9 protein-coding genes are annotated in these 12,476 nt (G+C 61.5%); 3 read left to right on the plus strand and 6 right to left on the minus strand.

Annotated elements, in window-relative coordinates; translation table 11 throughout:
* Window position 1: 1 nt before the first annotated feature.
* From NW826_RS12785 to NW826_RS12800, 4 genes are all read right to left on the minus strand, one after another.
* Window positions 2–802: a ParA family protein gene (locus NW826_RS12785; protein WP_414337251.1), complete on the minus strand. Its 801-nt coding sequence runs from the start codon at window positions 800–802 to the stop codon at window positions 2–4.
* Between the two features lie 148 nt (window positions 803–950).
* The gene (locus tag NW826_RS12790) at window positions 951–2,135 is read right to left on the minus strand and encodes a pyridoxal phosphate-dependent aminotransferase (RefSeq protein WP_414334453.1); all 1,185 of its coding nucleotides are present in this window, start codon (window positions 2,133–2,135) and stop codon (window positions 951–953) included.
* A 62-nt stretch (window positions 2,136–2,197) separates the two neighbouring features.
* A complete protein-coding gene (locus NW826_RS12795) occupies window positions 2,198–2,782 on the minus strand; it encodes a hypothetical protein (RefSeq protein ID WP_414334451.1) in 585 nt (194 codons plus the stop codon).
* Window positions 2,783–2,870: 88 nt separating this feature from the next.
* Entirely contained in the window at window positions 2,871–3,470 is a 600-nt protein-coding gene (locus NW826_RS12800; protein ID WP_414510314.1) for a DUF2232 domain-containing protein, read from the minus strand.
* Between the two features lie 323 nt (window positions 3,471–3,793).
* Between NW826_RS12800 and NW826_RS12805 the strand changes: the two genes are divergently transcribed.
* The 3 genes from NW826_RS12805 (at window position 3,794) to NW826_RS12815 (ending at window position 7,853) form a co-directional block, all read left to right on the plus strand.
* Window positions 3,794–4,804: an ArsJ-associated glyceraldehyde-3-phosphate dehydrogenase gene (locus tag NW826_RS12805; RefSeq protein ID WP_414333099.1), complete on the plus strand. Its 1,011-nt coding sequence runs from the start codon at window positions 3,794–3,796 to the stop codon at window positions 4,802–4,804.
* 13 nt (window positions 4,805–4,817) lie between these two features.
* Window positions 4,818–6,104 (plus strand): organoarsenical effux MFS transporter ArsJ, encoded by a 1,287-nt coding sequence (gene arsJ / locus NW826_RS12810; protein ID WP_414337249.1) that lies wholly within the window; start codon window positions 4,818–4,820, stop codon window positions 6,102–6,104.
* 117 nt (window positions 6,105–6,221) lie between these two features.
* A complete protein-coding gene (locus NW826_RS12815; RefSeq protein WP_414510315.1) occupies window positions 6,222–7,853 on the plus strand; it encodes an alpha-D-glucose phosphate-specific phosphoglucomutase in 1,632 nt (543 codons plus the stop codon).
* Between the two features lie 23 nt (window positions 7,854–7,876).
* On the opposite strand, the gene NW826_RS12820 is transcribed toward NW826_RS12815, so the two are convergent.
* Together NW826_RS12820 and NW826_RS12825 are read right to left on the minus strand one after the other, a co-directional pair.
* Window positions 7,877–11,182, minus strand: coding sequence for a hypothetical protein (locus tag NW826_RS12820; RefSeq protein WP_414510316.1), 3,306 nt, complete (start codon window positions 11,180–11,182; stop codon window positions 7,877–7,879).
* Window positions 11,183–11,262: 80 nt separating this feature from the next.
* Window positions 11,263–12,441, minus strand: coding sequence for an LptF/LptG family permease (locus NW826_RS12825; protein ID WP_414510317.1), 1,179 nt, complete (start codon window positions 12,439–12,441; stop codon window positions 11,263–11,265).
* Between the last annotated feature and the right edge of the window lie 35 nt (window positions 12,442–12,476).

Below are 12,476 nucleotides of genomic sequence, written 5' to 3' on the forward strand. Positions count from 1 at the left end.
CTTAGCGAGACCTCAACACCGCCTCAAGGATCTCGCGATAAGGTTGGGCCAAAACCTCTTCTCCGGCCTCTGCCAACGACCAGCCCATACTGTTGGTTTGCTGCACCACCGTGCTTTGCCGCACCGGGGTAAAAATGGGGATCCCTTGCATCATTTCCGCCAGGGCTTCCACCGCTGCCCGCGACATTTTGGTGCGGTTGTTGCCCACCCATTGCTCCCGGGTGGGGAGCACCCCCAGAAACTTGGGCACCTGAAAATCCAGCTCCTCCAATTCCTTCAGCAGCACCAGGGTACTCAGGGCCCCCATCACCCCTTTTTGGGTGCATTCCGTCGGCACCACCAACAGATCGGCGCTGAGAATGCTGTTGTAGGTGAGCAGCCCTTTCGAGGGGGGACTGTCGATGACCAAAAAGTCATACTCCGACAAAATCGGTCGCAAAGCCCGCTTCAAAAACAGCTCCCGCCCCGGCTCCATCACAATCGCGTCCATCGCTCGCGACAGGCTGTAGTCGCTGGGGGCCAGCCACAGCCGCTCCTGGCGATCCTCATTCAGCGGCGGACGAATGATCTCCCGAATGTGAACCCGATCCGCCCCTGGCAAAATCGTCTCGGCAATGGTGGCCGACTCCGACAAATCTGTCCAGCCCAGCCACTGGCTCAGGTTGCCCTGCGGATCAAAATCGACGGCCAAGGTCTTGCCGTGCTCTGCCAGCATGATGGCCAAGTTGAGGGCGGCTGTGGTCTTTCCGGATCCCCCACTCAAGCAGGCGACGGTGATGACAAGCGCCGTTCTGCCAGACATGCGTTATCCCCCTCGTAGCCCATCCCCTAACACTATAGCTAGGGTTAAGCAATAGTGTTTACACCTTAGATAGGGATTGCGCGGCTGAGGATGGCCTGCAGGGATCCATCCGCTGGATCAGCTCTTTATCAATCCTCAAATTGGATCCTCAAAGGGAAGACACAAACCGGTGCAGCCGCTGCAGCCCTTTTTCCAGGGTGGCGCGATCGGCGGCATAGGAAAGGCGGATGTAGGCATCTGCCCCGAAGGCCAGGCCCGGCACGGCGGCGACGTGATGTTCTTGGAGCAGCCGTTGGCAGAACTCCACCGAACTTAGCCCGGTTTGGCCGATGTTGACAAACACATAAAAGGCGCCCTCCGGCTCTGGACAAGTCACTCCCGGCAGAGCGCGGATCCCCTCCAGCATCAGATCCCGCCGCTGCCAAAATTCTCGCCGCATTTTTTCCACTGCCGCTGCCGACAGGGGGCTGGTCAGGGCTTCCAGGGCGCCGTACTGGGCAAAGGTGCAGACATTGGAGGTGCTGTGGCTTTGCAGGTTGATGGCGGCGTCGATGATGGGCTTGGGCCCGGCCAAGTAGCCCACCCGCCAGCCGGTCATGGCATAGGCTTTGGCAAAGCCGCTGCTGAGGATCACTCGTGGCACCAAGTCAGGGCAAAGGGATCCCAGGCTGATGTGGCAGGCTTGTCCGTAAATCAGCTTTTCGTAGATCTCGTCGCAGACCACATACAGATGGGGTACAGACAGGATCACCTCGGCCAAGGCTGCCAGCTCCTGCCGATGGTAAACGGCGCCGGTGGGGTTGGCCGGCGAGTTGAGGATGAGCAACTTGCTGCGGGGGGTGAGGGCCTGGCGCAGTTGGGCGGCGGTGAGTTTGAACCCCTGAGCCTCTTCTGTCTGCACCCGCACCACCTTGGCCCCCGCCAAAGCCACCATCTCGGGATAGCTGACCCAGTAGGGGACGGGCAGGATCACCTCGTCGCTGGGATCCAGGAGTACCATGGCCAGGTTAAACAGGGTTTGCTTGCCGCCATTGCTAATCAGGATCTGGTCGGGGCTGTAGTCCAAGCCGTTTTCTCGCCGCAACTTGTCCGCCACCGCCTGGCGCAGGGCGGGGATCCCGGCGGTGGGGCCGTAGCGGGTTTTGCCCTCTTCCAGGGCGCGGATGGCCGCCGCCCGAATGTGCTCAGGTGTATCGAAGTCCGGCTCGCCGGCGCTCAAGCTACACACATCCACACCCTCTGCCTGCATGGCTTTGGCCAGAGCTGTAATGGACAACGTGGGGGACGAGGATAGATGGGCGACCCGTTGGGACAAGCCGGCAGCAGACACCATCAGTCAGGAAACTCTTTGTTTTGAAAATTTTAACTTTCCTTGCGGTCAGTGACGGGAGGACGTCACGATTCTGAGGGGTTCTGAGGCTGGGCTACTGCTGTCAAGAGGCGGCTGCCATCCACCAGCAGCAGCTCATGGCCCTCCCGCTCCGCTAACAGATCCCAAAACTCGCCCGCAACAGCTCCTGGCAAAAACCCCTCCAAGCGCAGTTGTAAGGGCGGAAATTGCTTGTTCCCTTGGGGCTTGCGCCGCACGGTTACCTCAACAAAGCCATCGTGGGGCTCGACGATGCCGCGAATGTTGAAGCCCTCCTCTGCATCTTCGGGGGCAGGCAAAAAAGGCTCATCCTCCAGCTCTGGATCTGCCTCCTCTTCCGGCAGAGCCAGAATGCGGATGACGCTCAGACCTAGGGCGCCTCCCGACCGCGGCTGTGGCTGCACGTAGTACCAGTAGGTGTGGCCGCTCTCGATGCAGTGGGTGAAAGGACGCAGCAGCTCGGCGCGGCCAGGGGTGGCCGGATACTCCACGCCATCGCTGGCAACCAACATCGCCTGCGCATAGGTCTTGGGGATCGCTTTTAGGGATCCCTTGATCAGGCCCAAGGCACGGAACTGGTAGGGGTGAGCGGGCGGGGGCAGGGGATTCATAGGAGTCAGCAACAGGACGGAAGGCCAAAAGAGTAGGGCTTACAAGTCTATCTCATGACAGCGGCCATCTCAGAAGTATGGGAGGCTGCTAATCCAGCAAAAATTGCACCCACTTCGGTGGCGGCGGCAGCGGGCAGCGGAAATGCTCCATCACCAGAGCGGCCACCAGATGCACCGTGAACACATAGATGAGGGAGTTAAAGGCGATGAATGCCACCACCACCACCTGAACCATCCAGGGTTCCGCCACCCAGTACACCCCTAGTCTGGTCAGGGACACATCCAGCAGCCAGTTGGTCAGGCCGGTGAGTTGGATGGTCACGTAAGTCCAGAGGTTTTCCCCCACCAGCAGGGAGGAGAGCAACAACTGGAAAACCAGGCCGAAAGCGCTGAGGGCAGCGCCGCTGGCTACCGAGACATACCAAGAGAAGCGCTGCTGCCAGAGGCGGGCACACCCGTAGCCCAGCAGGCCATAGGGAATGACGTAGAGAATGCTGCGCGTGGGCCCCATCAGCACTGTCAGCAACAGGGCGGAGACCACCAGGGCCATCGCCCCGGTGCGGGGATCCCAGCGCATCACCGCCAGCGCCACCGGAATGGGGAAAAACAGACGCATAAAGGGAGCCAGCGGCGTGTAGCTCAAGATCCAGATCAAAGCGGCGGTGCTGGCCAAAAAAGCTGTTTCCACCACCCTCAAGGCCGGAGAGCGGGGAGGGGGCGGGGGGAGGGGAGGAAAGTCATCCGGCACAGAAGGCTGAGGCGGCGAGGGCACATCCAGAAACGCACGACTTTTTCCAGCTTAGGTCACCGCTTGCCGGGTTGGGCGCAACCGTTTATTTGATGTAAAACGGCTGGGGGAGGAACCCTGTTGTCGATGCCCACCACCCCAGCGGATCCCTTGTGGGTTCCATCAACTTGTCTTGAAATGAGTGGGGCGTTCTGGTAATGTCGAGGCGGGATCTTCATTTGAAAAGGCGGGATCCCTACTGAACGATTTTGGGATCAATCAACATGGCAGTGCGGGTGGGCATCAACGGTTTTGGCCGCATCGGACGGTTGGTGTTGCGGGCGGCTTGGGGCTGGCCGGAGCTGGAATTTGCCCACATCAACGAGATCAAAGGCGGGCCTGCCACCGCAGCTCACCTGCTCAAGTTCGACTCGGTGCAGGGCCGCTGGAACATCGACATCGAGGCATCCGGCCAAGGGCTGCGCATCCAAGACAAAGCCCTCACCTTCAGCGAGTACAAATCTCCTGGCGAAGTCCCCTGGGCCGATTTGGGGATCGACCTGGTGCTGGAGTGCTCAGGCAAATTTGTCAAGGCGGCAGAACTGGACGCCTACTTCAAAGCGGGGGTGCGCAAGGTCATTGTGGCTGCCCCCGTCCAGGATGAGGCGGCCCTCAACATCGTCATGGGCATCAACGACCACCTCTACGATCCGGGCCGCCACCATTTGCTCACAGCCGCCTCCTGCACCACCAACTGCCTGGCCCCCTTGGTGAAGGTCATCCACGAGGGGATCGGCATCCTACACGGGGTGATCACCACCGTCCACGACGTCACCAACACCCAAAGTATGGTGGATGCCCCGCACAAGGATTTGCGGCGGGCGCGCTCGGCTCTGCTGTCTTTGGTGCCCACCACCACCGGCTCGGCTAAGGCCATCGGCCTCATCTACCCTGAGCTCAACGGCAAGCTCAACGGCCTTGCGGTGCGCGTGCCCCTGCTGAATGCCTCTTTGACCGACGCCGTGTTCGAGGTGAGGCGGCCCACCAGCGTGGAAGAAGTCAATCACCTCTTGAAGACTGCAGCCGAGGGGGAACTCAAGGGCATCCTCGGCTATGAGGAGCTGCCCCTCGTCTCGGTGGATTTCAAGGGGGATCCCCGCTCCAGCATTGTGGATGCCCCCTCGACCATGGTGGTGGACGGCACCCAGGTGAAGATCCTGGCCTGGTACGACAACGAATGGGGCTACGCCAACCGCATGGCGGAATTGGCCCGCAAAGTGGCTCTCAGCTTATAGAGGAGACCTGCCCATGACTGCTGTCTCAAGTGCCCAAGCTGCCGCAGTGCGCAACTATGCCCTAGTAACCGCCGCCTACTGGGGATTTACCATCACCGACGGCGCCATCCGCATGTTGGTGCTGCTGCACTTCCACAAGTTGGGCTTCACCCCGATTCAGATTGCCATGTTGTTCCTCTTCTACGAGATCTTCGGGGTGATCACCAACTTTCTGGGCGGCTGGATTGGATCCTTGTTTGGCCTGCGGCTCACCCTGTACGGGGGCATTGCCATTCAGATCTTCGGCCTGGTGATGCTGGGGGTGATCAACCTGCAGTGGCCGATCTGGGGCCAGGTGGCCTACGTAATGACGGCCCAGGCTCTGGCCGGGATCGCCAAGGATCTCACCAAGATGAGTTCCAAAAGCGCCATCCGCCTGGTGGTGCCCAAGGAGGCCGAGTCCCGCCTGTTCCGCTGGGTGGCCATGCTGACGGGATCCAAGAACGCCCTCAAGGGGGTGGGGTTCTTTGTGGGGGCGGCCCTGCTGCAGATCTTCACCGAGATCTACGGGGATCCCATGGGCTTCCGCATGGCCAACTTCGTGCAGGCGGGGGCGCTGGCTTTGATCTTCTCTTCGGGGGTGCTGCTGCCGGCGGATATGGGCAAGGTCAAAGCCAAGATCCCCTTCAAGCGCCTCTTTTCCAAGAGCAAAGAGATCAACCTTCTCTCGGCGGCCCGCTTTTTCCTGTTTGGGTCGCGGGATGTGTGGTTTGTGGTGGCCCTGCCGGTGTTCCTCTACGACGAGCTGGGCTGGACGTTTATGCAGGTGGGCAGCTACATGGCCATCTGGGTTATCGGCTATGGCTTTATTCAGTTTGTAGCGCCGCAACTGTTGGGGGGGGGGCGCCCGGGCCGCGCGCCCAAGGCCCGCACCATTCAGATCTGGACGTTGACCTTGACGGCAGTGCCGGCGCTCATTGCCACCGCCTTTATGGCCGGCCTGCCGCCGGAATGGGTGGTGACCGGCGGCCTCATCCTCTTTGGGATCGTCTTCGCCTTCAACTCGGCGGTGCACTCCTACCTGGTGTTGGCCTATACAGAAGATGACGATGTCGCCCTCAACGTGGGCTTTTACTACATGGCCAATTCCGGTGGGCGCCTGCTGGGGACGGTGACCTCCGGGATCCTCTTCCAGCTTTATGGCTTGGTGGGCTGCCTTTGGTTTTCTACCCTGTTGATCTTGGCGGCGGGGCTGTTCTCGCTGAAGTTGCCCGATCCCAGCAAAACGCCGGTGGAGTGGGTGGTTAAGCCAGGCGATTGAAAACTGAGCTCGATCCCATCCATCAAGTGGAGGAGGGGAAAGGACTCTGCGCCCGAACCCCGCCCAAGGGGGAGATAGATGAGATAGTAGAAGGGCAAGCAGCATTTCCGGCAGCCTATGAGCCTGCGCATCGTTCCCACAACTCCCTTCCCTGGCCAAAAACCCGGCACTTCTGGGCTGCGCAAGCCGGTGCCCGTGTTTCAGCAGCCCCATTACCTGGAAAACTTCCTCCAATCCATTTTTGATGTCCTCGAGGGATCCGCCGGCCAAACTCTGGTGGTGGGAGGAGATGGCCGCTACCACAACCGGGAGGCCATTCAGGTTCTGCTCAAGATGGCGGCGGCCAACGGCATGGGGCGGGTACTGGTGGGGCAGGGAGGGATCCTCTCCACGCCGGCGGTCTCCTGTCTCATCCGCAAATACGGGGCCTATGGGGGGATCATTCTCTCGGCCAGCCACAACCCCGGCGGCCCAGAAGGGGACTTCGGCATCAAGTACAACATCGGCAACGGCGGCCCTGCCCCGGAGAAGCTGACCGAGGCCATTTACGCTCGTACCCAGCAGATCCGGGAGTACCGCATCCTGGAAGCTGCCGATGTCGATCTGGAGTGCTTGGGCGAGCAACGGCTGGGATCCCTGACGGTGTCCGTCATCGACCCGGTGGCCGATTACTTGGGCCTGATGCAGCGCCTGTTCGATTTCGACGCCATCCGCGACTACCTGGCCTCTGGGATCCGTATCGCCTTCGACGCCATGCACGCCGTCACCGGCCCCTATGCTCGCGCCATTTTGCAGGGATCCTTGGGAGCGCCAGAGGGCAGCGTGCTCAACGGGCAGCCCCTGCCGGATTTTGGCGGCGGACACCCGGATCCCAACCCGGTGCATGCCCGCTCATTGCTGGAGCTGCTGTTTCGGGAAGACGGGCCGGACTTCGGGGCGGCCTCCGATGGGGATGGGGATCGCAACCTCATCCTGGGCCGCCAATTCTACGTCACCCCCAGCGACAGCTTGGCCGTGCTGGCAGCCAATGCCCACCTGGTGCCCGGCTACCGGGAGGGCTTGGTGGGAATTGCCCGCTCCATGCCCACCAGCCAAGCGGCGGATCGGGTGGCAGCCAAGTTGGGGATCCCTTGCTACGAAACCCCCACCGGCTGGAAATTCTTCGGCAACCTATTGGATGCCGGCAAAGTGACCCTCTGCGGGGAAGAGAGCTTCGGCACCGGATCCCACCACATCCGCGAAAAAGATGGGCTCTGGGCCGTCCTGTTTTGGCTGAACATTCTGGCCGTCCGACGGCAGCCGGTGCGGCAGATCGTGGAGGAACATTGGCACACCTACGGACGCAACGTCTACTCCCGCCACGACTACGAGGGCCTGCCGGTGGAAGTGGCCGAGGCCCTTATGGAAAACCTGCAGCGCTCCCTGCCCGGGTGGGTGGGCCAGCGTTTGGGATCCCACAGGGTGACCTATGCCGACAACTTCAGCTATACCGATCCCGTGGACGGCAGCACCACCCGTAACCAAGGGATCCGCATCGGCTTTGAAGATGGATCCCGTGTTATTTACCGTCTCTCGGGAACGGGCACCCAAGGGGCCACTCTGCGGGTATACCTAGAGCGACTGGAGCTGGATCCCGCCCGGCATGGCTTGGATCCCCAGGTGGCCCTGGCCGAGCAGATTCAACTGGCCGATCACCTTGCCCAGATTCGCGCCCGCACGGGTCGGCAGCAGCCAGACGTCGTTACCTAGTCCTTACCTAAGAGAACTCCGGATCAGCGGGCCAGACTATCCAGGCTGAATGCACCCACCGGAGAGGTCAGTTGAAACTCCCCCCGCTCCTGGGTCAGGCCCACCGGACGGCTGGGGAAAGCCACCAGGATCCCCTCCAGGCGCAGCGACTCCGCCAGCGGATCGTAGGCCAAGCGCAGCTCGAAATCCCGCAGGTCGCGGCGCACTTCAATGCGGCGGATCCCTGCCTCCGTCAGGCCCAGGCGGAGCCGCCAGTGGTTTTGCCACTGCGTGCCGAGGGTGGCATCCAACTCCAGTCCATAGGTAGAGATCTGGCCTAGCCGCGGATCGTAAACCGCCTGCAGCGCGTAGCTGATCCCCGGCTCATAGCTATCTAGACCCGAGCGCTGCTCCCGGTTGAAGGTGGTGCTGCTGCGCCCTCGATATTCCAGACGGATCGGTTGTAACTGACCCTCGTTGAGGTCGTAGGAGGTTTGCACCTGGATGTTGAATAGCTCAGGGGTGGTGTTCCAGGTAAAGTTGGCGTTGAGGGTGTCCCACCTTTGGGCGACAAAGTCGTAGCCAAGGGTGGTGTCGAAGCGCAACAGGTTTTTTACTTCCGCCTGCAGCTCCTGCAAGTTGCGAGAGGCAATCGCTTCCAAGTCCTCCGGGGTGTCGTCCGGGAAGGTCAGAGCTATGGGCAGCTCGCCGGGCAGGTCATCTTCAAAGGCAATGTAGCCGGGGGGCACGTTGGGCAGGAAGTCGCGCGGCGTAAAGAAGCTGATGTTAGCGTTGAGGCGATCGACATCCTTGGGGCTGACGGAAAGGGTTTGAAAAGGAGCGGAATTGTTGCCGTAAAAGGTGCGGCTGTAGCGCAGGTCGATGGTGTTCCAGTCGGCGGGCTTGAGGCTGAGGCGGGGGTTGAGGCTGACGGTGGATTCCTGGTCGGGGGTTGAGTACAGGACTTGGGTGTAGTCGATCGAGCCGGGCATGAAGGTGATCCAGGGAGCCGGTTGAATGTCGTTGAATTGAAGGCTGGAGCGCAGCTCGTAGCGATTGAAAAAGTTAAGGCCGGATCCCACTTCTCGATCTGGCTGTTGCTCTTGGGTCAGGGTGAGGGCGTTGCTGAGGGAGATATCGGGAGTGATGCGGAGGAGATCGGGATTGAAGGCCAGCTCGAAGTTGCGGCGCGGCTCGGTGTCGCCGTTGGAGCTGCTGTAGGCGCGGTAGTTGAGGCGGTAGGTGCCTCCCCAGCCGGGTGGGGTGAGTTGGGCACCCAGCGTCAGCCGCGCATCAGCGAAATCCGGCCCATCTTTGACGCTCACCCGCTGGTTGTAGTCCAGGCGCAGATCCGATTGCAGCCAAGGCACGCCCCCGTAGCGCTGGATGTGGCTGAGGGTGAGGGGAAAGCTATAGGTGCCGTTTTCCTGGGATCCACTGCGGCTGATGTTGAGGGTGGTGGTGGAGAGATCCCCCTGAAAGGTGGTGTTGAGGCGCAGGTCGGCGTTGTCGTTACGCCCGCCGGCAGGGCGGTAGGTGTTGTCCAGGTTGAGGTTGAGCTGGCCCCGCAGTTGGCCCTCTTGGCCGAGGAGGTTGGCGGCGTAGAAGTCGAAGTTGTGGTCGAGGCGGAAGCGGCTGGAGAAGCGCCGCTGGTCGGCCTCGGTTACCAGGTAAAACTGGGCCCGCCCGTAGTTGACGCTGTCGGGGATGGGGAGGATGTAGTCGTGTAGAAAGCCGATGCCCAGGCCTTTCTTCTGCAGGACATCCAGCCGCAGGCCACCGAAGTTGTACTCGTCGAAGCGATAGGCCCAACTGGATTTGACAAACACCCCTTCCGCCTCACTGCGCCCCGGCAGCACCCACTGGTGATCCCGCAGGCTGTAAATGAAAAGAGGCAAGTAGGCAATCTGCAGCCCCGCCCGCAGATCGCCCTCTTCGCTGAGCTCGCCGCCGGCAAAGACGCGGGCGTCGTAAACGATGACCCGGTCATCGGGAAACACCTCCACCCGATCCCCTTGCACGTAGTGGGTGATGGGCGGCTTCGGCGAGGTGGTGACGGTGGCCTTCTCAAAAAAAATCTGATCCCCCAACAGGGCAGTGGTCTCTTGGCTGCGCACAAAAACCTGGGTGCCCGGCTCCTCCCCCGGCAGGATCACCAGCGAGTTTTCAAATTGGGCAGACCGCCTGGGGATGTCCAGATCCAAGTTGCGCCCCTCGATTTGCCGGATGCCGCGACCCTGGGGGCCAGGGGGCTGTTCCATCCGGAAGGGGCCCTCGCTGCGCAGGCGCCGTTCCCGCCGGTAAAACAACAGCCGCTCGCCAGTGATGCGGGTGCCGTCCGCCAGTTGGATCTGGGCGTTTCCCTCGGCAATGCCCAGGTCTTGTTCGGCGATGTAGCTGAGCACATCCCCACTGACGTTGATCTGATCCGGGTCGAGGGGGATCTGCCGTTGGCTGGTGGCGGTGGCCGCCAGCTGCTGGCGAATCTGGGATCCCCCCACTCGGCCTAGGTCAACGTTCCCCGCCGTCTCGGTGCTCAGATCCCGTAGAAGCGGGAACTGCTCCAGCAGTTGAGGGGCCAGGGGGGAACCGACAGTAGGAACAAAAGCTTCTGTTCCGGTTTCGCTTCCCCCTTGAGTGGTTCCCGTCCCTCCCGACGCAGGGATCGCCAAGCTCCCACCGGCTTGCGAGATCAAGGAAGGAACGGTCTGGGGGAAAGGCGGGATCCGGTTGGTTGGCGACAGCGGGCCGGAGGCCTCACCCAGCTCCGCTTGCCCTTGAGCAGTGGCCGGGCTCTCGACAGTGGATCCTAGGGCGCGCGTAGCCTCGGTGGGACGCAGCCGGAGTTCTTCTTCCATCCGCAGGGCAGCAGCTTGGGAACGGGGGGAGCCGAGGGAGTCCAGAGTCGGAACGGTTGCAGGGGACGTCGCCGCTGAAGCGGGCCGGGAAGACGGCGTTGCCTGGGCCTGTTGTGCCTGCCGCCGGGCGTGGGCCGCCGCCCCTTCGGCCAAAAGCCGTTGCAGCCGCTGCCGGTTTAGCTCTTCTGGCGTGAGGGCCTTTTCAGGAGGGGTGCTGGGTGGCAGGGATCCAGAAGCTCCAGGATCAGAACCAGAGGCCGCAGAAGGTTCAGTTGCCGCCTTCAAGAGCACAGCGGGCGGAGAAGATTGAGCCTCGGCTAAGGTGATGGGATCCCCCAGCAGGCTGGCACCAGGGGGAGCAACCGATTCTGGGCTGGGAGCTCGGTGAGCCGGTTGTAACCGCTGGGCCGACGTTTGCGCTGCCCAAAAGCGCTGGTAGCCCTCCATATTGGTGGGCAGGGGATCCGGCTGGGCAAAGACCGCCCTCTCCATTCCCACCCACAGGGAGCTGCCCCAGCAAAGGGCTAGCCACCTTGCCCAAGGGCTGAAGCCATGTGGGAAGTTGCCGAATCTCACCGTAAAAACCGCCACAGTAGAGAGAAGCCCACCCCGCCGAAAATCATATTCGGCAACCAGGCAGCCAGCCAGGGATCGATCTGCTCAACTCGACCCATCGCGCGTCCTAAGCTCATCAGTACATAGTAAATAAACACCAGGACAATCGCCAGCGCCACACTACCGTAGCGGCCGGTCTGCCGCACCGTTTGCAGGCCCAAGGGCGCAGCCACCAAGATGGCAAAAAAGCTGGCCAAGGGAATGGCGAACTTGAGGTGGTACTCCGTCAGGCAGCGGGCTACATCGGCAGAAGGACGTTGCTCCGCTCGATATCGCTGGCATTGCTCCCACAGCTCTGCCGCCCGTTGCTCCTGGGGCACCTTTTCGGCGTACACCAGGCCCACCAACTTGCTGACGATGTTCAGCTCCATCTCCGCCACCTGGCCCTCGTAGTAGGTGCGCCCCCGCTCGTCGTAGCGACGGATCACCACGTCTTGCAGGTGCCACGCTTGGCCCACCTGACGTGCCGTTTCGGCAGAGATCACCTGCGGGTAGCGTAGGTGGCCGGTCTCGGCCTTGCGATCCAAAATCAGCAGATCGTGCATCAAGCCGGTCTCCGGGTCAATGGATCCCACATGAAACCAAAGGTCGTCGTCCACCCGCACGATCTCTTCCGAGTCAAAGGGAAGGGCATCCTGAGCCAGGATGAGATTGGTGTTCAGGGTTTTCACTTTTTGGTTGGTTTGGGGCACGATCACTTCATTGGTCAACAGCGCCAGGCCGCTGATCAGTAGACCGATGCAGAGCACCGGAATCAGCACCTTGCGATAGGGGATCCCGGCGGCCCGCAGAGCCGTGATCTCGCTATCGGCCCCCATCCTGCCCAGGGTGAGCAGGGTGGCGAAGAGGCCGGCGATGGGGAAGGTGACCACCAAAATGGCGGGCAAGTTGAGGAGGAGAATGTGCAAAATCGTGAGGGGAGGGGCGCCTTTTTTCACCAGCAAATCGGCGTAGATAAAAAGCTGGTTGCCCAGCATCATCACCGTGCCCCCCGCCACGCCCAAAAAGAAGGGGCGGATCATCTCTTTGCAGAGATAAAACTCCAAAAAAAAGCCCCCCAACTTCAGGGATCCCCAAAAGCTTCCCGTCTGGGCAGAAGTTCGGCGCCGTTGACCCTTGGCCAGTGGGGTGGTCATTTGGCTCTGTTACCTCAGGTGCACAACCTCAGCCA

It is taken from the genome of Synechococcus sp. OH20 (genome assembly GCF_047502685.1).
Lineage (GTDB): Bacteria > Cyanobacteriota > Cyanobacteriia > Thermostichales > Thermostichaceae > Thermostichus.

What these genes read in the sequence shown, in the direction of transcription:
- NW826_RS12785 (WP_414337251.1), bottom strand. Translation starts at nt 802, where the DNA reads ATGTCTGGCAGAACGGCGCTTGTCATCACCGTCGCCTGCTTGAGTGGG.
- NW826_RS12790 (WP_414334453.1), bottom strand. Translation starts at nt 2,135, where the DNA reads ATGGTGTCTGCTGCCGGCTTGTCCCAACGGGTCGCCCATCTATCCTCG.
- NW826_RS12795 (WP_414334451.1), bottom strand. Translation starts at nt 2,782, where the DNA reads ATGAATCCCCTGCCCCCGCCCGCTCACCCCTACCAGTTCCGTGCCTTG.
- NW826_RS12805 (WP_414333099.1), top strand. Translation starts at nt 3,794, where the DNA reads ATGGCAGTGCGGGTGGGCATCAACGGTTTTGGCCGCATCGGACGGTTG.
- arsJ (WP_414337249.1), top strand. Translation starts at nt 4,818, where the DNA reads ATGACTGCTGTCTCAAGTGCCCAAGCTGCCGCAGTGCGCAACTATGCC.
- NW826_RS12815 (WP_414510315.1), top strand. Translation starts at nt 6,222, where the DNA reads ATGAGCCTGCGCATCGTTCCCACAACTCCCTTCCCTGGCCAAAAACCC.
- NW826_RS12820 (WP_414510316.1), bottom strand. Translation starts at nt 11,182, where the DNA reads ATGGAGAGGGCGGTCTTTGCCCAGCCGGATCCCCTGCCCACCAATATG.
- NW826_RS12825 (WP_414510317.1), bottom strand. Translation starts at nt 12,441, where the DNA reads ATGACCACCCCACTGGCCAAGGGTCAACGGCGCCGAACTTCTGCCCAG.